The 18,551-nt window shown below is 76.5% G+C and carries 23 protein-coding genes and 1 pseudogene; 15 read left to right on the forward strand and 9 right to left on the reverse strand.

All coding sequences use genetic code 11. The annotated features are described in order from the left end of the window. Positions 1-21: 21 nt before the first annotated feature. Positions 22-468 (forward strand): SRPBCC family protein, encoded by a 447-nt coding sequence (locus IH44_RS0125045; RefSeq protein WP_030461970.1) that lies wholly within the window; start codon positions 22-24, stop codon positions 466-468. A gap of 21 nt (positions 469-489) precedes the next feature. Here the strand turns inward: IH44_RS0125045 and IH44_RS0125050 are convergent, their stop codons facing one another. Then, positions 490-1,230 carry a hypothetical protein gene (locus IH44_RS0125050; protein WP_030461971.1) on the reverse strand — a complete coding sequence of 247 codons (741 nt, stop codon included), beginning with the start codon at positions 1,228-1,230 and terminating at the stop codon, positions 490-492. 189 nt (positions 1,231-1,419) lie between these two features. Between IH44_RS0125050 and IH44_RS0125055 the strand changes: the two genes are divergently transcribed. Further along, positions 1,420-1,689, forward strand: a complete 270-nt coding sequence (locus IH44_RS0125055) for a DUF4235 domain-containing protein (RefSeq protein ID WP_030461972.1) — start codon at positions 1,420-1,422, stop codon at positions 1,687-1,689. Positions 1,690-1,805: 116 nt separating this feature from the next. Beyond that, the gene (locus IH44_RS0125060; protein ID WP_030461973.1) at positions 1,806-1,988 is read left to right on the forward strand and encodes a hypothetical protein; all 183 of its coding nucleotides are present in this window, start codon (positions 1,806-1,808) and stop codon (positions 1,986-1,988) included. 81 nt (positions 1,989-2,069) lie between these two features. On the opposite strand, the gene IH44_RS0125065 is transcribed toward IH44_RS0125060, so the two are convergent. Next, on the reverse strand, positions 2,070-2,378 hold the full coding sequence (locus IH44_RS0125065) for a helix-turn-helix domain-containing protein (RefSeq protein ID WP_030461974.1): 309 nt from the start codon (positions 2,376-2,378) through the stop codon (positions 2,070-2,072). Between the two features lie 133 nt (positions 2,379-2,511). Here IH44_RS0125065 and IH44_RS0125070 point away from each other — a divergent pair, with 133 nt between their 5' ends. Then, a complete protein-coding gene (locus IH44_RS0125070; protein ID WP_030461975.1) occupies positions 2,512-2,745 on the forward strand; it encodes a hypothetical protein in 234 nt (77 codons plus the stop codon). Continuing rightward, complete coding sequence (locus tag IH44_RS0125075; RefSeq protein WP_157852457.1) at positions 2,742-3,194, forward strand: STAS domain-containing protein; 453 nt, start codon at positions 2,742-2,744, stop codon at positions 3,192-3,194. Before IH44_RS0125070 ends, IH44_RS0125075 begins: the two co-directional genes overlap by 4 nt. Here IH44_RS0125075 and IH44_RS0125080 read toward each other — a convergent pair. The 6 genes from IH44_RS0125080 to IH44_RS0125105 all read right to left on the reverse strand — a co-directional run bounded on the left by IH44_RS0125080 (position 3,175) and on the right by IH44_RS0125105 (position 9,242). Further along, positions 3,175-3,474, reverse strand: a complete 300-nt coding sequence (locus IH44_RS0125080; RefSeq protein WP_051817292.1) for a WhiB family transcriptional regulator — start codon at positions 3,472-3,474, stop codon at positions 3,175-3,177. The genes IH44_RS0125075 and IH44_RS0125080 overlap by 20 nt on opposite strands. Before the next feature lie 82 nt (positions 3,475-3,556). Beyond that, the gene (locus tag IH44_RS0125085) at positions 3,557-4,651 is read right to left on the reverse strand and encodes a TIGR03557 family F420-dependent LLM class oxidoreductase (RefSeq protein WP_081967100.1); all 1,095 of its coding nucleotides are present in this window, start codon (positions 4,649-4,651) and stop codon (positions 3,557-3,559) included. A 76-nt stretch (positions 4,652-4,727) separates the two neighbouring features. Then, complete coding sequence (locus IH44_RS0125090) at positions 4,728-5,972, reverse strand: cytochrome P450 (RefSeq protein ID WP_030461979.1); 1,245 nt, start codon at positions 5,970-5,972, stop codon at positions 4,728-4,730. An 80-nt stretch (positions 5,973-6,052) separates the two neighbouring features. After that, on the reverse strand, positions 6,053-6,391 hold the full coding sequence (locus IH44_RS0125095; protein ID WP_030461980.1) for an STAS domain-containing protein: 339 nt from the start codon (positions 6,389-6,391) through the stop codon (positions 6,053-6,055). Then, positions 6,388-7,629 (reverse strand): B12-binding domain-containing protein, encoded by a 1,242-nt coding sequence (locus IH44_RS0125100; RefSeq protein WP_063759678.1) that lies wholly within the window; start codon positions 7,627-7,629, stop codon positions 6,388-6,390. The genes IH44_RS0125095 and IH44_RS0125100 overlap by 4 nt, the downstream gene beginning before the upstream one ends. Further along, complete coding sequence (locus IH44_RS0125105; protein WP_051817287.1) at positions 7,626-9,242, reverse strand: PP2C family protein-serine/threonine phosphatase; 1,617 nt, start codon at positions 9,240-9,242, stop codon at positions 7,626-7,628. The genes IH44_RS0125100 and IH44_RS0125105 overlap by 4 nt, the downstream gene beginning before the upstream one ends. Before the next feature lie 288 nt (positions 9,243-9,530). On the opposite strand from IH44_RS0125105, the gene IH44_RS0125110 reads away from it, so the two are divergent. Further along, positions 9,531-9,932, forward strand: a complete 402-nt coding sequence (locus IH44_RS0125110; RefSeq protein ID WP_081967103.1) for an STAS domain-containing protein — start codon at positions 9,531-9,533, stop codon at positions 9,930-9,932. Between the two features lie 69 nt (positions 9,933-10,001). Further along, complete coding sequence (locus IH44_RS41385; protein ID WP_051817288.1) at positions 10,002-10,427, forward strand: ATP-binding protein; 426 nt, start codon at positions 10,002-10,004, stop codon at positions 10,425-10,427. A 52-nt stretch (positions 10,428-10,479) separates the two neighbouring features. Here the strand turns inward: IH44_RS41385 and IH44_RS0125120 are convergent, their stop codons facing one another. After that, the gene (locus IH44_RS0125120; protein WP_030461985.1) at positions 10,480-10,884 is read right to left on the reverse strand and encodes an SsgA family sporulation/cell division regulator; all 405 of its coding nucleotides are present in this window, start codon (positions 10,882-10,884) and stop codon (positions 10,480-10,482) included. 268 nt (positions 10,885-11,152) lie between these two features. Here IH44_RS0125120 and IH44_RS0125125 point away from each other — a divergent pair, with 268 nt between their 5' ends. From IH44_RS0125125 to IH44_RS0125160, 8 genes and pseudogenes are all read left to right on the forward strand, one after another. Then, the gene (locus IH44_RS0125125) at positions 11,153-11,632 is read left to right on the forward strand and encodes a Dps family protein (RefSeq protein ID WP_030461986.1); all 480 of its coding nucleotides are present in this window, start codon (positions 11,153-11,155) and stop codon (positions 11,630-11,632) included. Between the two features lie 180 nt (positions 11,633-11,812). After that, complete coding sequence (locus tag IH44_RS0125130; RefSeq protein WP_030461987.1) at positions 11,813-12,652, forward strand: STAS domain-containing protein; 840 nt, start codon at positions 11,813-11,815, stop codon at positions 12,650-12,652. Further along, a complete protein-coding gene (locus IH44_RS0125135) occupies positions 12,649-13,026 on the forward strand; it encodes an STAS domain-containing protein (RefSeq protein ID WP_030461988.1) in 378 nt (125 codons plus the stop codon). The genes IH44_RS0125130 and IH44_RS0125135 overlap by 4 nt, the downstream gene beginning before the upstream one ends. Beyond that, a complete protein-coding gene (locus IH44_RS0125140) occupies positions 13,023-13,442 on the forward strand; it encodes an anti-sigma regulatory factor (protein ID WP_030461989.1) in 420 nt (139 codons plus the stop codon). Before IH44_RS0125135 ends, IH44_RS0125140 begins: the two co-directional genes overlap by 4 nt. Then, entirely contained in the window at positions 13,430-14,614 is a 1,185-nt protein-coding gene (locus IH44_RS0125145; protein ID WP_030461990.1) for an ATP-binding SpoIIE family protein phosphatase, read from the forward strand. The genes IH44_RS0125140 and IH44_RS0125145 overlap by 13 nt, the downstream gene beginning before the upstream one ends. Before the next feature lie 809 nt (positions 14,615-15,423). After that, positions 15,424-16,326, forward strand: a pseudogene (locus IH44_RS48380) (ATP-binding protein); the annotation flags it as partial. A 144-nt stretch (positions 16,327-16,470) separates the two neighbouring features. Next, positions 16,471-18,111, forward strand: a complete 1,641-nt coding sequence (locus IH44_RS45620) for a SpoIIE family protein phosphatase (protein WP_369794992.1) — start codon at positions 16,471-16,473, stop codon at positions 18,109-18,111. A 67-nt stretch (positions 18,112-18,178) separates the two neighbouring features. Next, a complete protein-coding gene (locus IH44_RS0125160) occupies positions 18,179-18,535 on the forward strand; it encodes an anti-sigma factor antagonist (RefSeq protein ID WP_051817289.1) in 357 nt (118 codons plus the stop codon). The last annotated feature ends 16 nt before the right edge of the window (positions 18,536-18,551 follow it).

Genomic DNA, 18,551 nt, shown 5'->3' on the forward strand with positions numbered 1-18,551 from the left:
CACGAAGGGAACGGACCCGTCATGGCACAGCGCCAACGCCTGATCGACTCCCCGCCCGAGCAGGTCTGGGACGTCCTGTCGAACCCCCGGAGCTACGCGCAGTGGGTGGTCGGCACCCAGGACGTCCTGGACGCGGACGACCACTGGCCCGAGGTCGGGGCCCGCCTCAGGTTCCTGGTCGGCCTCGGGCCGGCCGCCCTGGAGGACACCTGCGTGGTCCGGATCTGCGAGCCCGGCCGCCGGCTCGAACTCGAGGCCGCGGCGGCGCCCTTCGGCACCGCCCGGATCGCCTTCTCGCTCATCCCCTGGGACCGCCACACCCTGCTGATCCTCGACGAGCACCCCCTGCGCGGCCTCGGCGCCCGGCTGGAGAACCCGCTGACCGAGTTCGTCCTCCACCTGCGCAACCGCCGGCTGCTGACCAACCTCGCCCGCAACGCGGCGCACCACGGCGCCCCGCCGGGGTGACGGGGCGCTGCGGGGGCGGCGCTACTGGTCGAGGACGCCCACCGCGTGGGCGATGACGAGCAGCGAGGTGATGAGGGCGGCGATGCTCTCGACGGCCATCAGGGCCTTCGCCCGGGTGGACAGCGGCATGGTGTCGGTGGGGCTGAAGGCCGTGGAGTTGGTCACCGAGACGTACAGGTAGTCCATCAGGGTGGGCACCCAGTCGCTGCTGCGGCTGGCGCCGTCGGCGACCTCCTCGACGGCGTCGTGGTTCTCGTCCTGGGAGAACCGGAAGTCCGCGAGCGGCAGGTCGGAGCGCTCCGCCTGGGTGCGCATCACCGGGCCGCCGCGGTCGAGCTCCCAGAACGCCAGGCCGAAGACGACGATGCCGGTGGCCCACACCTGGAGCGCGGCCAGCAGCAGCGGGCCGCCCTCCTGGGCCTTGCTGGTGACCATGGCGTTGACCAGCAGGCCGAGCGAGACGAGGTTGCTGATGCCGATGAGGGCGACCAGGGTCAGCGACACGATCCGGGAGAAGCGGTTCTGCCGGGTCATCCGGCGCGGGTTGACCGCGATCAGCGGGACCAGCAGCAGCAGTTCCAGGCCGGGCAGGACGAAGCGCGGGACGAACAGCAGTTGCTCCGGCAGCACCAGGTAGAGCAGCACGGCCGCCAGGGTGGCGAGCACCGCGGGCAGCCGGGCCTCGCCCCGGCGTTCGTGGCGCGGGGAGCGTCGCCGCGCTCTCGCCCGGTGGTCGTTGAGGTGCCGTTCGCCACTGCTCATCTGCGGGTCCTTCCGGTCGGGGCGGATGCCCCCAGCGCCTGCCCCGCCACCGGCCGTCCACGCCCGGCAGGCCCGGCGACTGCGGGAGAGCGGCAGCGCGGCGCGGTTTGCGGTGCGGGCGGCCGGGCAGCCGCCGGAGGGTTCCGGGCGGTGCGCGAGGGCCGCGGGTGGTGAGAAGAGGAGTCCCGCATGAAGGCGGCAGCAGTGGTGTACAAGCCGGTCGGCATGGTGGTGGGGGCGCTCGGCGGGGTGGTGGCCGGGGCGGTGTTCAAGCAGGTGTGGCGGCGGATCGCCCACGAGGAGGACACCCCGAACGCGACCGACGAGGAGCGGGGCTGGCGGCAGGTGCTGACCGCGGCGGCGCTCCAGGGCGCGCTGTTCGCCCTGGTGAAGGCGGCCGTGGACCGGTCGGGGGCAACCGCGTGGCGGCGGGTGACGGGGGTGTGGCCGACGGGCTGAGGGACCGGGCCGGGCCCGCCCGGCCGGGTCGGTGTGGCCGCCGGTGGCGGGGGTAGCCGCCCGGTGTCCCGGTCGGAGACGGATCGGAGACCGATCCGGGACGGAGAGGAGCAGCCATGACCACGCAGGACGGGAAGGACCGGGCCGCCGACGAGGCGTCCGGGGAGAGCGTGCGGGAGCGTTCGGCCGAGGAGCGCGAGATCACCGCGCCGACCCCGGCCGATGTCCGGGCCAAGGCCGAGGAGGGCCGGGAGGACGAGGAGCCCGAGCCGCCGTCGGCGGACGTCCAGGCGCCCTGAGCGGCCGCCGGGGCGCGGCCGTCCCGGTTCCCGGCCCGTGCGGCCGGGGGCCGGGACGGCCTTGTGGGCCGGGCCCCCGGGTCAGGCCGTTCCGGGCGGCGGGGTGAGCAGGGCCGAGAGCAGTTCGGCGATGGTGGGGCCGGCGTCGGCGGGATGGCGGAGCTGGCCGTCGATGACGTGGTAGTGGTTGGTGCGGCCGCGGCGTTCGTGGGAGAGGTATCCGGCTTCTTCCAGGTCGGAGATGATGCGCTGCACCGCGCGCTCGGTGAGCAGGCAGCGGGCGGCTATGTCGCGCACCCGGATGCCGGGGTCGCGGTAGATCTGGATCAGCACCCTGGCGTGGTTGGTGAGGAACGTCCACTGGCGGCTGGTTTCGGCGGCTCTCTCCACCGCCCCAGGATAGGCAGCGTGCTTCACGACTCGGAATGCATGACATAATTTTCGTGCATTCATTGACGTATGTCGTGCGTGCGAGGAGAGTGGACCTTCCGGTCTCCCGCACCGGTACCCCGGAGGCGATGCAGTGGAAGCCCCGACCCGAGCCGAACTGGACCGCCTCACCGCGGTCCTGACTGCGGGCAGCGGTGCCGTCCGGGGCCTGCCGCCGCAACTGGGGTACGCGATCGCCGGGGTGAGCGCCTACCTCGCGGCCGCCGAGACCGGGGCCCCGGTCACCGAGCAGTTGCGCGGCAACGCCCTCGCGCTGTGGGAGATCCTGCGGGCGGCCGCGCAGACCCCGGCCGGCACGGTGACGTGACCCGGCGCCCCCGCCGAACAGCCGTGGTACGGGCGCCGGACCTGCGGATCGAGACCCGCCGCACCGGCACCACCGTCCGGTGCGCCCTGGTCGGCGCCCTCCACCAGGACAACCAGGACGCGTTCGCCCTGGCCCTGCACCGCGGGCTGCGCAGCCGCCCGGAGCGGCTGCGGATCGACCTGCGGGCGGTCGACCTCTTCACTTCCTCCGCACTGGACACCCTGCTGCGCGCCCGGCAGGCGGCGGCCGTGCTCGGGGTGGCGATGGCCCTGGACTCCCCCTCGGCCTGCGTGCGCCGGGTCCTGGACATCACCCGGGCCGGGCCGTTCCTGCCGGTCGAGGACGGCGGCCCCGATCCGGCGCCGCGCCGAACGGAGCGGGGCCGGACCCGTCCGCCCGGGTCCGGCCCCGCTCCGTCCCGCCCCGGTCTCAGGCGGCACTGGGGATGACGTCCCCCGGCTCGCGGCGGACCAGCAGGGCGCGCCGCTCGCCCTCGGTCAGGCCGCCCCAGACGCCGTAGGGCTCCCGGCCGGCCAGGGCGTAGCGCCGGCACTCCAGGCGGACGGGGCAGCCGGCGCACACCCGCTTCGCGGCCTGCTCGCGCTGCCGGGCCTCGGCGCGGCCCTCGCTCGCGGGTCGGAAGAAGACCTCGCTGCCGACGGTGCGGCAGGAGCCTTCGAGCTGCCAGTCCCAGTGGTGCGCCTGTGCGCCGGGGAGGCGGGAGACCATGGTCACGACGTTGCCTTCCGAACGGGGGATCGAACAACCGCCGTCTAACCGCCCCGCCGCAGGTCATGCACGTTCCGCCGGGTCAGTGTCCGGGATCGGTGGGGGCGAACTCGGGGCCGTCCCCGGCGTCCTTGGCGCGCTCGTCGGGGGCGGGGGCGCCCTCCGCGGTCATCCGGGCCTCGGGGGTCTCCAGGGGCGGGTGCGCGCCGCCGGTGCCGGCGGTGCCGCGCAGGGCGGGCAGCACCCGGTCCCGGTAGGCGGCGAAGAAGGCGTCCTGGTCGGGGCCGATCTGCCCGACGTACACCTCGTCGAAGCCGGCCCGCTCGTAGGCGCGGACCGCCTCGACGTGCGCGTCGACGTCGTCGCCGCAGGTCACGGCGTCGGCGACCATCTCGCGGGTGACGAGTCGGCTGGCCTGCTCGAAGTGCGCGGGGGTGGGCAGCAGTTGGGCGAGCTCGCCGGGCAGCAGTTCGGTCGGCCAGCGGCGGTGCACCTCGTCGACCGCCTTGTCCCGGTCGGTGCCCCAGCAGACCTTCAGCCCGCCGACGACGGGCTTGCCCGCGCCGCCCGCGTCCCGGAAGACGGCGACCAGCTCGGCGTCGGGCGTCATGGTGACGAAGCCGTCGCCGATCCGGCCGGCCGTGGCGGCGGCCTTGGGGCCGAACCCGGAGACCAGGATCGGCAGCCGGCCGCGCGGCGCGGTGTAGAGGCGGGCGTTGTCGACGGTGTAGTGCGGGCCGCGGTGGCTGACCTGGGAGCCGGTGAACAGTTCGCGCATCACCTCGACGGCCTCCTCCAGCATCTCGGCGCGCTCCTCGAAGGAGGGCCAGCGGTCGCCCAGGACGTGCTCGTTGAGCGCCTCGCCGGTGCCCACGCCGAGGGTGAAGCGCCCGTCCAGCAGGACGCTGGAGGTGGCCGCCGCCTGGGCGGTGACCGCCGGGTGCAGGCGGACGGTGGGGCAGGTCACCAGGGTGGTGACGGGCAGGTCGACGGCCTGCGAGAGCGCGCCGATCACCGACCAGACGAAGGCGCTGTTGCCCTGCGCCTCGTTCCACGGGTGGAAGTGGTCGGAGATCGCCAGCCGGGTGAACCCGGCGGCCTCGGCCCGTTCGGCCTGCTGGATCAGTTCCTGCGGGGTGAACTCCTCGCAGGACAGGAAGAACCCGTACTCGGTCATCACGTCTCCTCTACTCGGTGTCCGTACCGTCTCTCGTCCCGCCCGTGCTCCCGGGTGCTCCGGCCGGCGGCGCGCCTCACCCGGCGCGGACCGCCTCGATGACGAAGCCGCTGCGCGGCCGGGCGACCATCCGGCCGAGCCGGACGGTCAGGTCCTGGGCGGGCAGCGTGTACTCCAGCCGGGCCAGGCGCACGGAGAGGTCCTCCAGCAGCCCGACCACCACGGCCTCGCCGGGGCAGCGGTGGCCGGCCGCCGGGTCGCCGCCGCCCTGCGGGACGGACTGCGCGACGTCGTCGGGGCGCTCGAGGAACCGCCCGGGCCGGAAGGCGTACGGGTCGCCCCACAGGGCCGGGTCGTGGTTCTGCCCGTACAGGTCGAGCAGCACCAGGGTGCCCTCGGCGATCGGCTCGCCCCGGTGGGTGAGGTCGGCCGCGGCCCGGCCGCCGACGAACGGGGCAAACGGGTAGAACCGGCGGACCTCCTGGGCGAACGCCCAGGCGTGGGCGGGCTCTCCCCCGGCGAGCGCCGCGCGGGCCTCCGGCCGCAGGTGCATGGCGTGGGCGGCGAACGCGACGAACCAGCAGACCGCGACGGTCGGCCGGACCAGGTTGAGCACCTCGACGGCCGCCACCCGCGGCGGCAGCGGTTCGCCGTCCGCGTCCCGGTGCAGCGCCACCCGTTCGACCGGGCAGCCGGCCGGGAGCCCGGCGCGGCCGGCGCGCACCGCTTCGACGGTCCCGGCGATCCAGGACTCACGGCGGCGGCGGGCCAGCCGGCCGCGCCAGTGCCGCGGGCCCGGGGTGGCGAAGCCGTCGACCATGGCGGTCAGGTCGGCGGCGAACGCGGCGGCGCCGTCCGGCGGCAGCGGCAGGCCGGCCCAGCGGCAGACGCCCTCGGTGAGGACCCGGGCGGCCTCGTCCAGCAGGACCACCCGGGGCTGTCCGGCCCAGCGCTCCACCGCGGCGTCCCAGGCCCGGCCGACCTCGTCGACCAGCGCGCGGACCTGTGCGGGATCGGCCAGCAGCGAGAGGAACATCGCCTTGCGCAGCTGGTGCGCCCGGCCGTCCAGGGAGTGCACGGCGCCGTGCCCGAAGAGCGTGCTGCGCACCGGTTCGGGGAGCGCGCCCGCCCGCCGGACATGCCGTTCGTCGTAGAAGAACCGGACGGCTTCGGGTCCGTGCAGGGCGACCGCGGGCCGGCCGGCCAGCCGGACCCGCACCACCGGGCCGGGGTGGCGGCGGCGCAGGTCGGGCAGCCAGGCGTAGCCGCGGGCCAGCAGCGGGAGGGTGCTGTCCCCCCGGGGGCGGTGTCGTCGGTCCATGACCGTCGGCTGCCCCGGCCGGAAGATCGGAAACCGCCCCTCGCCCGGGCGGCCCTCCCTCCGGCGGCCGGGGCCCGGGGTCAGTCCGGCCGGTCGGTGAGCAGGTAGTCGGCGGTGCCGGTGAGGCGCAGCAGGCGCTCCAGGTGGGCGGGGCGGTGGTCGAGCAGCAGGCGGCGGCCGGCGGCGTCGACGTCGCGGCGGACCTGGAGCAGCGCGGACAGCCCCATGGAGTCGCACAGCGACATGCCGCCGCAGTCCACCCGGACCACGTCGACCCGGGGGCGGGCGGCCAGGTGGGCGGCGACCGCCCGGAGGAGCTCCCCGCAGCTCTCGTGGTCGAGCTCGCCCTCCACCGGGACGGTGGCGGTGCGGGACGGTCCGGCGGTGGGCCGGGGCGGGGGGACGGGGCTGGTGCTCATGCGGGGGTTCCCGGGGTCGGCAGCGGGCGCGGGGCGGTGTCCGCGGACGGCGGGGCGGGGTCCGCGGACGGCGGGCCGGCAAGCGCGGGCGGCAGGACGGTGTCCGCGGGCGGCAGGGCGGCCGTCAGGACGGCGACGCTGCGCGGCAGGTCGCGCAGTTGCTCGCGCAGGGAGGTCAGCGCGAAGCCGAGGAGGGTGTCCGGGACGGAGCGGGCGCGCAGGACCTGCCCGGTCCAGCCGGTGAAGGCGGTGAAGAGCTCCGGGTCGCCGGTGTAGAGGGCGACGGCCAGGTGCTCGACGACGTGGGCCAGGTCGTCGAGGGTGTGCTCGCGCTGGAGCGGGGTGTAGGAGCGGACGGCGGGGTGCTCCCGTTCCAGGGCGGCCATCACGCCGGCGACCAGTTCGCGGGCGCTCCGGCCGACCAGGGTGTACTCCTGGTCGGCGAGGTGCGGGAGGTCGTCGACGGGCTGGTGCGGGGAGGCGGGCAGCGCCAGTCCCCGGGCGAGGCGGGCGGCCGCGGCGCGGGCGTCGGGGGCCCAGGCGTCGGCGCCGAGCAGCCGGGCGTGCCGGCCGTCGGGGCCGAACGCCGCGCCGCCCGCGATGACCGGCACGCCGGCGGCCTGGGCGGCCGTGATCGCGGTGTGCGCGGCGGGCAGCCGGGTGGGCAGCGAGGCGGACAGGGCCAGCACGTCGGGGGCGGTGCGGTGCAGGTGCGCGATCAGGTGGGGGGTGGGGCACTGGGCGCCCAGGTAGTCGACCCGCCAGCCGCGCAGCGCCAGCACCTCGGCCAGCAGCCGGGCGGGGAAGGCGTGCCACTCGCCGTCGACGCACGCCACCGCGATCCGGCCGGGGCGCTGCGGGCCGGTGGCGGCGGCGAACGCGGGGTGGCCGGAGACGACGGCCACCACGCGCTCGTTGACGGCGGTGGCGGCGTGCTCCTGGATCACCGTGATCCGGTCGGCCGCCCACTCCCGGCCGACCCGGGCCTGGAGCGCCCCGATCACGTCGAGCAGCAGCGCCTCCGGGTGCAGGCCGTCCTCCAGGGCCCGCACCGCGAGGGCGGCGGCCCCGGCCTGGTCGCCGCCGATGACGGCCTGCCACAGCTCCTCGGTCAGTTCTCCGGTCGGTTCCCCGGAGCGGACGGGCGCGGCGGCGGGCCGGGACGGCGGGGCGTCCGCGGCGGGTGCCGGGGCGTCCGCGGCGGAGGTGAGGGTGCCGGTCGGTGCGTTGACGTTCATGCCGCGCGCCCCCGCGGTCCGCCGGTGACGGCCACGTGGCCGCGCGGGGGCGCGGCGATGACCATGACCGCCATGTCGTCGTGCCGGCCCTCCCGGAGCCACTGCGCGGTGAGCATCTGCACCCGTTCCACGATCGCTTCCGCGGGCAGGCCCGCGCACTGCCGGAGCGCCTGGCGCAGCCGGTCCTCGCCGAACTGCTCCCGGCCGGTCGGCCCGCCCTTGGCCTCGGTGATCCCGTCGCTGTACAGGACGCACGCCTCGCCGGGGTCGAGCAGCACGGTGTCGGTCCGGGTGGTGGCCTCCGGCAGGACGCCGACGATGCTGCCCAGGGTGGTGGACTCGGTCACCCGGCCGTCCGTCCGGACCACCATCGGCGCGGGGTGTCCGGCGGCCGACAGCCGGACCCGGACCCGGTCGTCCTCGCGGCGCACCGAGGCCAGCACCAGGCTGGCGAAACGGGTGTGGTGGGAGGTCAGCAGCGCCCGGTTGAGCAGGTGCAGGACCCGGCCGTGGTCGTCGGCGAGCGGCAGCAGCGCGTGCAGCGTGTTGCGCACCTTGCCGGTCATGACGGCGGCCTCCAGGCCCTTGCCGCTGACGTCGCCGAGCAGGGCGAGCGTCTCGCCGTCGGGGTCGGCGGCGGGGCGGACGTCGTAGAAGTCGCCGCCGATCCGGTCGCGGTCGACCGAGGCCCGGTAGCCGCCGGCGAAGTCCACCCCGTTGAGGTGTTCGAGCCGGGGCGGGAGCAGTTCGCGCATCAACAGGTCGGTGACGGCGGCCTGTTCGGAGTACAGGACGGCCGCGGACGCGGCGGCGCCGGCCCGGGCGGCGAACATCCGGGCGAAGACCTCCTCGTCGGCGGGGAACGGGCCGCCGCCCGCCGCCCGCAGCAGCACCAGCGCCCCGGCGGGGACGCCGTGCCCGGGCAGCGGGGTGACCAGCACCGAGCCGACCCGGCCGAACCCGGCGGGCACCAGCCAGCGGGGCGTGGCGTCCGGGTCGATCCACCGCGAGGGCACCGGCGGGAAGCCCTGCAGCGCCTCGGCCAGTCCGGGGACCTCGGCCGGGTCGGCCCGCACCTGGACGTGCGCCGGGTCGCCGCCGCGCAGGCAGGTCACGAAGCGCAGCGTCCGGCCGGAGCCGGGGGCGACCACCACGGCGGCGTCCGCGAGGTGCAGCGCGGCCTGGCGGGCCGCCGTCTCCAGGATCCGGTCGACGTTCAGCGAGGACAGCAGCAGGCCGGACAGCCGGGTCAGCAGCTCCCAGTCGTGGGTGCCGCCGCCGGCCGTCCGCGGCAGCGCTCCCGGGAGGCCCTCCGGGACGACGAACCACCACACGGCGCTGCCGTCCGGGCGGGGCGAGGGGTGCGCCTCGATCCGGCCGGCGACCGGGTCGGTGTGCCGGACGGTCCGCGGCGGGGTGCCGTCGGCGGGCAGGTCCAGGTGGGCCCGGCGCAGCCAGTGCGGGACCGTGCCCGCCGGGGCGGCCAGCAGGCGGTGGGCGCTGTCGCTGGCGTGCAGCAGTCCGCCGTCGGGGCCGAGCACCGCCACCGGGTACGGGGAGTCGGCGAGGGACTCCCAGTCGGCGGTCGCGGCGGGGGAAGTCGAAGATGCCATCGTCCGGGCCCTGACGGGCCCTCACCTCGCAATTGGGTTTCCGTCGGCCGGCCGGGACCCCACGGGGTCCGCCGCGGTCGGCGGGTTTGGTGCGCCCCGCCCGCCCTTGCGGACGAGTCCGGCGGGCCGCACCCGAACCGCCATGCTATCGGCTGCCGCGTCGGGCCCCGGCCGGACGGAGCCGCGGCAGGCGCCGGGCGGGGCCGCGGCAGGCACCGGGCGGAGCGGTGGCAGCCGCCGGGTGGAGGGGTGTCGGCCGCCGGGCGGGGGCCCACTAGCATGCCCGGTATGACCGATCACACGTACGGGGCGTACGGGGCGGCCGGGGCGGAGCCGCTGGACGTCGGGACGGTGCGGGCCCGGGGCGAGCTCGACTGGGAGGACTCGCAGGAGTTCGTCCGGCGGTTGACGGCCGCGCTGGAGCGTCCGCCGCGGCTGCTGGTGGTGGACTTCGCCGAGGTCACCTTCGCCGACTCCTCGGTGCTGCACGGTCTGCTCACCGCCCACCGCCGGATGGCGGAGGCGGGCGGGCGGCTGGTGCTGGCCGGGCCGCTGCGGGAGCCGGTGCGCAGGCTGCTCGACCTGTCCTGCGCCGCGGACCACCTGCACCTCGCGGCGGACGCGGACGCCGCGGTGCGGGGCGCGTCCGGGCCGGACGTCCCCCGTTCGCCGCGGGTTCCGCCGGTGTGATCTCCGCGGTGTCCGGGCAGCCGGACACCTGAAGGAAGCGTTCCCGTCCCGTCCGATGCGAGGTCACCGATGTTCCGTGCCGAGGCCGACCCGACCTGGCGGCGCCCCCCGGCAACCGCCCGTCCGGGCCCCGCGGTGCGCACCGCGGCCGAGGCCCGGACCGCCGTCACCGAGGCGCTCGCCCGGTGTCCCGGAACGGGTGAGCGCCTGCGCGGCGACGCCTGGCTCGCCGTCACCGAGCTGGTCACCAACGCGATCCGGCACGCCGGTGGGGTGACCGGGTTCGCCGTCCGGACGAGCGGCGGCGGCCGGGTGCTGACGATCGAGGTGGAGGACGCCGCCGACGCCCACCCGCGCGGCGACGCCGCCAACCTCCAGGACCCGACCCGGCTGGGCGGCCGGGGCTGGCCCCTGGTCAAGCTGCTCAGCACCGGCTGGGAGATCCACCGCCTGCCGGGCGGCGGCAAGCGGATCCGCGTCACGCTGACGGCCTGACGCGCCGGACGGGCGCGCGGGCGCGGTGGGGCGCCCTGCGGGTGGTGGCGGGTCAGGCCAGCAGCCGGGCCAGGCCGAAGTCGAGGTCGAGGTGGGTGGATTCGGCGCCGGGCGGCACTTCGGCGAAGGCGTCGGCGAGGAACCGGGTGACCGTGTCGGCGGGGACGCTGATCACCGCCCGGTCCGTCCCGTTCCCCAGGGTGATCAGGACCCGGCCGTCCGGGCCGGGGGCGACCCGGACGTCCCCCTCGCCGCTCGGGGCGCGGCGGCCCTCGGCGAGCAGGTCCCGGCCGAACCACCAGACGATGTCCTCCTCGCCGGGGCCGCGGGGCGGGAAGGCCAGCCCCACGCCGTAGGGCAGTGCGGTGTCGTAGCGCAGTTCGCCGACCAGCCGGATGTGGGGGTAGGGGCCTTCCGGGAGGGTGACGGAGATCGGCCTGGACACGGCGACGGGCATGCGGGGTCCCCATTCCTTTTCGTGCGGGCTTCGTGCGTTCGTGTTCGTGCGTTCGTGCTCGTGCGTTCGTGCTCGTGCGGGCGGGCCGGTGGCGCGTCGGCCGGGGCCGGCACCGGGCGGCGCAGCGCGGTTACCCGGGTCCGGGCGATCCACACCAGGAATGCGGAACCGTCATCCGGACGGGCCGCGGTGTTTCCGTTCCGCCGCACCGGGCAGCCGAGCGGCGGCCGGTGTTCGCCGGCCGCCCCCGACCTGGAGAGGAACGACGATGGACATCGCCACCGGCAGCCCGCTGGACGGACCCGACCGCGACACCGCCGGGGAGGCGCTGCAGGGCGCCCTGGTCGATCTCGTGGACCTGTCCCTGACCGGCAAGCAGGCCCACTGGAACCTGTACGGCCCCCGGTTCCGCTCGGTCCACCTGCACCTCGACGAGGTGGTGGCCACCGCCCGCGACTTCGCCGACCAGGTGGCGGAGCGGGCCGCCGCGATCGGCGTCAGCCCGGACGGGCGGGCCGCGACCGTCGCGGCCGGCGGCCTGCCCGGGGCGCCCTCCGGCTGGCAGGCCGACACCGCGGTCGTGGGGCAGTTGGTGGGCGCCCTCTCGGCGGTGGTCGCCCGGATGCGCGAGCGGATCGCCAAGACCGGCGAGGCCGATCCGGTCACCCAGGACCTGCTGATCACGGTGACCGCGGCGCTGGAGAAGCACGCCTGGATGTTCCGGGCCGAGCACGAGACCAGGGGCTGACCCCGACCCGCCGGCCCCTCCGGGGGCGGCGGAAAACAATTCCGTCCGCCGCTGCATACCTCGTGGCGGACGGGGCAGACGGCGCGCGGTGGACCCCGACCGGTCGGGGTCCACCGCGCGCCGTCGTGCGACGGCCGAGGTCCCCCGGTCACGGGGCCCGATGAGCGAGGAGAACGCCTGATGGCGCTGGAGCATGCGTCCGAACGGCTCGTGGAGCTGCTGACCCGGGACGATGCGGTGCAGGAGCAGTGGGTGGCGGCCGTGGCCGCGTCGCTGGGCGGCCGGATCAGCCGGGCCGAGCTGGAGCGCGAGCTGACGGACCTCTACCAGGCCCTGGTCCAGGCCCTGGGCAAGGGCGGCCTGGACTGGCAGGACGAGTCGTACTCGGAGGTGCGCGCCCTGCTGGTGGAGCTCTCCCGCAGCCGGGCCCGGTACGGTTTCACGCCCGCCGAGACGGCGGTCAGCGTCTTCGCCTGCAAGGACGTGCTGGAACCCACCACGGCCAGCACCGCCGAGGACATCACGGCGTACCTGCAGCTGACCCGGCTGCTGGACGCGCTCGGCCTGTTCACCATCGAGGCGTACGCCCGCACCCGGGAGGAGATCATCAGTGCGCAGGCCGAGCAGCTGCTCGAACTGTCCACGCCGGTGGTCAAGTTGTGGGAGAACGTGGTCGCGGTGCCGCTGGTCGGCACGCTGGACTCGGCGCGCACCCAGGTGGTGATGGAGAAGCTGCTGCAGAGCCTGGTCGACTCCGGGTCGGAGCACGCGATCATCGACATCACCGGGGTGCCCGCGGTGGACACCGAGGTCGCCCAGCACCTGCTGAAGACCGTGGTCGCCGCCCGGCTGATGGGTGCGGAGTGCACCATCTCCGGCATCCGCCCGCAGATCGCGCAGACCCTGGTCGCGCTCGGCGTGCAGTTCGGCGACATCGTCACCAAGGCCACCCTGGCCGACGCGCTGCGCCACGTCCTGCAGCGCAGCGGCACCTCGGTGCAGGCGGGCGGCGACCGGTGAGCGACCGCGTCCCCGTCCTGAAGATCGGCCAGGTGCTGCTGGTCTCCATCCAGGTCGACCTGGAGGACCAGATCGTGCTGGACCTCCAGGACGACCTGGCCGAGCGGATCGTCGCCACCGGCGCGACCGGCGTCGTCATCGACATCACGGCGCTGGAGATCGTCGACTCCTTCGTCGGCCGGATGCTGGCCAACACCGCCGCCATCTCGCGCATGCTGGACGCCGAGACGGTGGTCGTCGGCATGCGCCCGGCGGTGGCGATCACCCTGGTCGAGCTGGGCCTCTCGCTGGGCGGGGTGCGCACCGCGCTCACCCTGGAGAAGGGCCTGGCGCTGCTGGAACGCGACCGTACCGCGCGTACGGCCCGCCCGTGACCGGGCCGCGGGTGGTGGAGGACGAGCAGACCGTGCCGATCGGCTCCAACGACGACGTGGTCCGGGCCCGGCAGACCGTCCGCACGTACGCCCAGCAGTGCGGGCTGTCGCTGGTGGACCAGACCAAACTGGTCACCGCCGCCAGCGAACTGGCCCGCAACACCCTGGTCTACGGCGGCGGGGGCTCGATGCGCTGCGCGGGCGTGCGCAGCGGCACCCGGGTCGGCGTGCACGCCGTGTTCGAGGACAGCGGCCCCGGCATCCCCGACCTGGACCTCGCGCTGACCGACGGCTGGACGTCCGGCGGCGGCCTGGGCCTGGGCCTGAGCGGGGCGCGCCGGCTGGTGGACGAGTTCGAGCTGCACAGCGAGCCCGGTTCCGGGACGAGGGTGTCGGTGACCAAGTGGGCCCGGTGACCCCCGCCCTGGCCGTGTGCGAGGACACCGCCTGGTTCCGGCACTCGGACTCGCTGCCCGCGGCCGCCCGCAGCGCGGCCCGGCAGCTCGCCCACCGGATCGGCCTGCTGCCCGAGCGGGCCGCCGAGGCGGCGCTCGCCGTCAGCGAGGCGGCCACCAACCTGCTGCGGCACGCCGTGGACGGGGCGATGGTGCTGCGCGTGGTGCGCACCGACACCGAGGCGGCGCTGGAGTTCCTCACCGTCGACAGCGGGCCGGGGATGGCGGACGTCCCCGCGGCGCTGGCCGACGGCTACTCCTCCGGCCCGACCCTGGGCATCGGCCTGGGCGCGGTCGCCCGCCTCGCCGACGCCTTCGACCTGCACTCGCTGCCCGGCCGCGGCACCGTGCTGACCGCCCGGTTCTGGAACCGCACCCCGGCGGGGCGGGCCGCCGCCGCGGGCGAGCCGGTCGTCGCCGGCCTGACCCGGCCGATGAGCGGCCAGGAGCTGTGCGGCGACGCCTGGGCGGTGCGCGCCCTCGGGCCGGCCGGGGCCGCCCCGGTACCCGTGGAGGCGCCCGCCCCGGCGGTCGGGGCCGCGGCGGGGCGCCTGGACTGGTCGGTGCTGACCAACCGGGCGCCGCGCCCGCACGCCGACCCCGGGCCGGGGCGGGCGGGGAGCGCCGGCGCGTTCCTGCTGATGTTCTGCGACGGCCTGGGCCACGGCCCGCTCGCCGCCCGGGCCGCCTCGGACGCCGTCGCGGCCTTCCACCGCGGCTGCGCGCAGCAGCCCGAGCAGGTGCTGGCCGACCTGCACCGGGTGCTGCGCGGCGGGCGGGGCGGTGCGGTGGCCGTCGCGCTGGTCGAGCCCGCCGCGGCCCGGCTGGCGTTCTGCGGGGTCGGCAACGTCAGCGCCTTCGTGGTGGACACCGCCACCGGGACGCGGCGCTCGCTGCCCTCCTCCCCCGGCATCGTCGGCCACCAGTTGCCCGCCCCGCACACCGTCCGGCAGGCCCTGCCGCCCGGCAGCGCGGTGGTGCTGCACTCGGACGGGCTGACCGACCGCTGGAAGGCCGCCGACGTCCCCGGCCTGTTCTCCCACCTGCCCGTGACCGCCGCGGCGCTGCTGCTGCGCGAGGCCGGGGTCCGCCGGGACGACGCGGGCGTGGTGGTCACGAAGGGCTCCTGGTGAACGCACCGACCGACCACCCCGCACCGGACGACCGCACCTTGCCTGACGACGGCACCGCACGGGGCGACCGCACCGCGCCGGAGGACCACCTCGCGCCGCAGCCGTCCGTGCACCTGGGCAACGCGTCCGTGGGCACCGTCCAGGACACCTTCGCGCTGCGCCGCAGCGCCCGCGCCGTCGCCGACCTGCTCGGCGCGGACGGCCAGGACGCCGTCCGGCTGGCCACCGCGCTGAGCGAACTCGGCCGCGGCCTGCTCGGCGCCGACCGCCTGTTCGCCGCGTTCGACCTCCGGCCGGGGCTGCCGGCCGCCCTGCGGGTCACCCTGACCTGGCGGGGCGGGCACCGGCTGTCGGCGGAGGCGCTGGAGGCGTCCGGCCGGCTGCTGTCCACCCACCACGAGCACACCCGGGCCGGCGGCCTGGTCCGGATCGAGCAGCGGCTCGGGCCCGCCCTGGGCCCGGACCCGGACCCGGTCGGCCGGGCCCGCCGCCTGCTCGCCGAGCACACCGGCCCCAGCGCCCTGGAGGACTCCCGGGCGCAGACCCGCGACCTGATAACCGCACTGGAGCAGACCCGCGCCCAGCGCGAGGAACTGCGCCGCCTGAACAGCGAGTTGGAGGAGACCAACCGGGGCGTCCTGGCGCTGTACTCGGAACTGTCGGAGGAACTGGAGGAGACCAACCGGGGCGTGGTCGCGCTGTACGCCGAACTCGACGAGAAGTCACGGCAGTTGCGCGAGGCCAGCGAGGCCAAGAGCAGGTTCTGGGCGAACGTCAGCCACGAGCTGCGCACGCCCGTCAACGCGGTGGTGGGCCTGGCCGAGCTGCTGCGCACCGACACCGGCGCCCCGCCCGAGGAGCGGGCCCGGCAGCTGTCGCTGATCGCCGACTCCGGCCGCACCCTGCTCGCCCTGGTGGACGAGCTGCTGGACGTGGCGAAGGCGGAGTCCGGCACCCTCGAACCGCAGTGGGCGGCGCTGGACCTGCGCGCCGTCCTGGCGCACCTGGACGGCACGCTGCGCGGCCTGGCCCGCCCCGGCGTGGCGCTGCGGATCGGTCCGGCGCCCGCCGGCGCGGAGCCGCTGCTCGGCGACGAGACGATGCTGGTGCGGATCCTGCGCAACCTGCTGTCCAACGCGCTGAAGTTCACCGAGCACGGGTCGGTGCGGCTGGACACCCGGGTCGAGCAGGCCCCGGGGGGCGGCCCGGTGCTGGTGCTGACCGTCACCGACACCGGCGTCGGCATCCCGCCCGACCAGCACGAACGGGTCTTCGAGGAGTTCTACCAGGTGAAGGGCCCGCACCAGCGCGGGCGCCGCGGCACCGGGCTGGGCCTGCCGTACGCCCGCCGGCTGGCCGAGATCCTCGGCGGCACGCTGCACCTGGACAGCGCCCCCGGGCGGGGCACCGCGATCACCGTCCGGCTGCCCGCGCACCCCGCGCCGCCGGCCGGCGCCCGGTGGGCGGTGCTGGTGGCCGTCGACGACGACCCGGCGTTCCGGGACGTGCTGCGCCCGCTGCTGCACGAGATCGCCGACCGGGTGGTGGAGGCCCACGACGGCGCGGCCGCGCTCAGCGCGGTCCGGGCCGCCCGGCCGGACGGGATCGTGCTGGACCTGCACCTGGGCGAGGTCGACGGCTACCGGGTCCTCGCCGACCTGCGGGCCGACCCCGCCCTGCGGCAGATCCCGGTGGTGATCCTCACCTCCGCCTCGCTCGGCGCCGCCGACCGCGCCCGCCTGGCGCACGCCCGCGCCGTGCTGCCCAAGTCCGGACTGACCGCCGCCCGGATCGCCGCCGCCCTGTCCGCCCCCCCGGCCCGCCGCACCGCGGCGGCCGATCCCGCCCGAGGACGGATCGTGACCAGCACCAGCCCCGACGCCGGACCCGCCACCGTCCTGGTGCTCGACGACAACGACACCACCCGGTACATCGTCGGGAGCTGGCTGCGCCGCTCCGGGCACACCGTCGTCGAGGCGGTCGACGGCACCCAGGCCCTCGCGCTGCTGGAGCGCACCCCCACCCCCGAACTGCCCGAGATCGCCGTGGTGGACATCAGCCTGCCCGACATGACCGGCTTCGAGGTGTGCGAGCGGATCAAGCGCGGACCGCGCACCGCGGCGCTGCCGGTCGTCCACATCTCCGCCACCGCGATCGAGGCCAGCGACCGCACCCAGGGCCTGCACCGCGGCGCCGACGCGTACCTGACCGAGCCGATCGACTCGGCCGAGCTGCAGGCCACCGTCACCGCCGTGCTGCGCTACACCCGGGCCCGCCGGCGGGCCGAGCGGCTGGCCGCCCGGGTGGCCGCCCTGCACCGCAGCACCCTCGCCCTGTACGGCGCCACCGACCCGGACGCGCTGGTCACCGCGGCGGTGCTCGGCGCGGTGCGGCTGGGCGCCGCCCGGGCCACCGCGATCGCCCTCGGGCCGGACCGCGACACCCTGCACCTGGCCCACCACGACCCGGCGCACCCCGGCGACGGCGCGGTGCGGCTGCTGGCGGCCCCGCCCGTCCTGCTCGACGTGCTCGCCCACCAGACCCTGGGCGACGCCACCGGCACCGACACCGCCCTGCTGGACGCCGACGCGTGGCGCGCCGTGCTGGCCGACCACGGCCTGGACGGCGCGGGGCTCCCGGCCGGCCCGGTCGCGCTGGTGGTCGCCCGCACCAAACCCGGTCGGCCGCTGCTCGCCGTGGTCGCCGACCGGGACGCGCTCGCCGCCCCCGACGAGCGCGGCCTGCTCCCCCAGCTCACCCAGGCCGCCGCGCTCGCCCTGGAGGCCCAGCGCAGCCAGGCCGAGGAGCACGCCCTCGCGCTCACCCTGCAGCGCAGCTTCCTGCCCGGCCGGCTGCCCGCCGTGCCGGGCGTCGAGCTCGCCGTGCGGTACGAGCCGGCCTCCGCGCGCAGCGAGATCGGCGGCGACTTCTACGAGGCCATCGACACCCCGGCCGGGCTGCTGCTGGCGATCGGCGACGTGGCCGGGCACTCGCTGGAGGCCGCGATGGCGATGGGCGAGCTGCGCCACGCGCTGCGCGCCTACGCCATCGAGGGCCACGACCCGCAGACCCTGCTGCACCGGCTGGACACCCTGCTGACCCGGCTGCGCCCCGGCCTGACCGCGACGGTGTGCCTGGTGCTGATCGCCCCGGACCGGCGCAGCATCCAGGTCGCCAACGCCGGCCACCTGCCGCCGCTGCTGCGGCTCCCGGACGGCTCCGCCCGCTACCTGACCGACCACGGCATCCTGCTGGGCCTGAACGTCCCGCAGCCGCCGCCGGTCACGTGCGCCGTGGAGCCCGGCACCACCCTGCTGCTGGTCACCGACGGCCTGATCGAGGTGCCCGGCGAGCACCTCCAGACCGGTCTGGACGCCCTGCGGGAGGCCTTCGCCGACGCCCCGCCGGAGCTGGATCGGGCGGGCGACCTGCTGCTGTCCTCGTTCGCCCGGGCGCAGACCGACGACGTGGCGCTGCTCGTCGCCCGGCTGCAGTGACCGCGCGGCCCCCGCCGCTCCCCCTCCCTCCACCCGCAAGCCCGTCCCGCACCGTCCGGAGCCCCCCGTGCCCGAGTACGACCTGACCATCGAGGTCCGCACCCATCCCGTGGGGGCGACCGTCGTCGTGCTCGCGGGCGAGCTCGACCACCACACCGCGCCGCGCCTGCACCGGGCCGTGGAGCGGACCGCCGAGTCGCTGCCGCTGGTCCTGGACCTGGCGCTGCTGGGGTTCTGCGACTCCCTCGGCGTGGCCGAGCTGCTCTTCGCGTTCCGCCGCACCCGGGAGGCCGGCACCTCGCTCGCCCTGGTCGGCACCGGCGCCGACGTCGGCCGGCTGCTCACCATGACCGGGGTGGACCGGCTGCTGCCCCGGTACGACACCGTCGACGCCGCCGTCGGCGCCCTCCGCCCGGGCGGCTGAGGCCCCGCGCGCCGCG

The sequence above is a fragment of the Kitasatospora sp. NRRL B-11411 genome, assembly GCF_000721345.1.
GTDB classification, from domain to species: domain Bacteria; phylum Actinomycetota; class Actinomycetes; order Streptomycetales; family Streptomycetaceae; genus Kitasatospora; species Kitasatospora cineracea.

Bases quoted from the DNA above. Each gene is read 5' to 3' on its own strand.
- IH44_RS0125110 (WP_081967103.1), top strand. From the start codon at position 9,531: ATGACCGATCACACGTACGGGGCGTACGGGGCGGCCGGGGCGGAGCCG.
- IH44_RS0125095 (WP_030461980.1), bottom strand. From the start codon at position 6,391: ATGAGCACCAGCCCCGTCCCCCCGCCCCGGCCCACCGCCGGACCGTCC.
- IH44_RS0125080 (WP_051817292.1), bottom strand. From the start codon at position 3,474: ATGGTCTCCCGCCTCCCCGGCGCACAGGCGCACCACTGGGACTGGCAG.
- IH44_RS41385 (WP_051817288.1), top strand. From the start codon at position 10,002: ATGTTCCGTGCCGAGGCCGACCCGACCTGGCGGCGCCCCCCGGCAACC.
- IH44_RS0125130 (WP_030461987.1), top strand. From the start codon at position 11,813: ATGGCGCTGGAGCATGCGTCCGAACGGCTCGTGGAGCTGCTGACCCGG.
- IH44_RS0125050 (WP_030461971.1), bottom strand. From the start codon at position 1,230: ATGAGCAGTGGCGAACGGCACCTCAACGACCACCGGGCGAGAGCGCGG.
- IH44_RS0125045 (WP_030461970.1), top strand. From the start codon at position 22: ATGGCACAGCGCCAACGCCTGATCGACTCCCCGCCCGAGCAGGTCTGG.
- IH44_RS0125055 (WP_030461972.1), top strand. From the start codon at position 1,420: ATGAAGGCGGCAGCAGTGGTGTACAAGCCGGTCGGCATGGTGGTGGGG.
- IH44_RS0125120 (WP_030461985.1), bottom strand. From the start codon at position 10,884: ATGCCCGTCGCCGTGTCCAGGCCGATCTCCGTCACCCTCCCGGAAGGC.
- IH44_RS0125090 (WP_030461979.1), bottom strand. From the start codon at position 5,972: ATGGACCGACGACACCGCCCCCGGGGGGACAGCACCCTCCCGCTGCTG.
- IH44_RS0125085 (WP_081967100.1), bottom strand. From the start codon at position 4,651: ATGACCGAGTACGGGTTCTTCCTGTCCTGCGAGGAGTTCACCCCGCAG.
- IH44_RS0125060 (WP_030461973.1), top strand. From the start codon at position 1,806: ATGACCACGCAGGACGGGAAGGACCGGGCCGCCGACGAGGCGTCCGGG.
- IH44_RS0125105 (WP_051817287.1), bottom strand. From the start codon at position 9,242: ATGGCATCTTCGACTTCCCCCGCCGCGACCGCCGACTGGGAGTCCCTC.
- IH44_RS0125100 (WP_063759678.1), bottom strand. From the start codon at position 7,629: ATGAACGTCAACGCACCGACCGGCACCCTCACCTCCGCCGCGGACGCC.
- IH44_RS0125125 (WP_030461986.1), top strand. From the start codon at position 11,153: ATGGACATCGCCACCGGCAGCCCGCTGGACGGACCCGACCGCGACACC.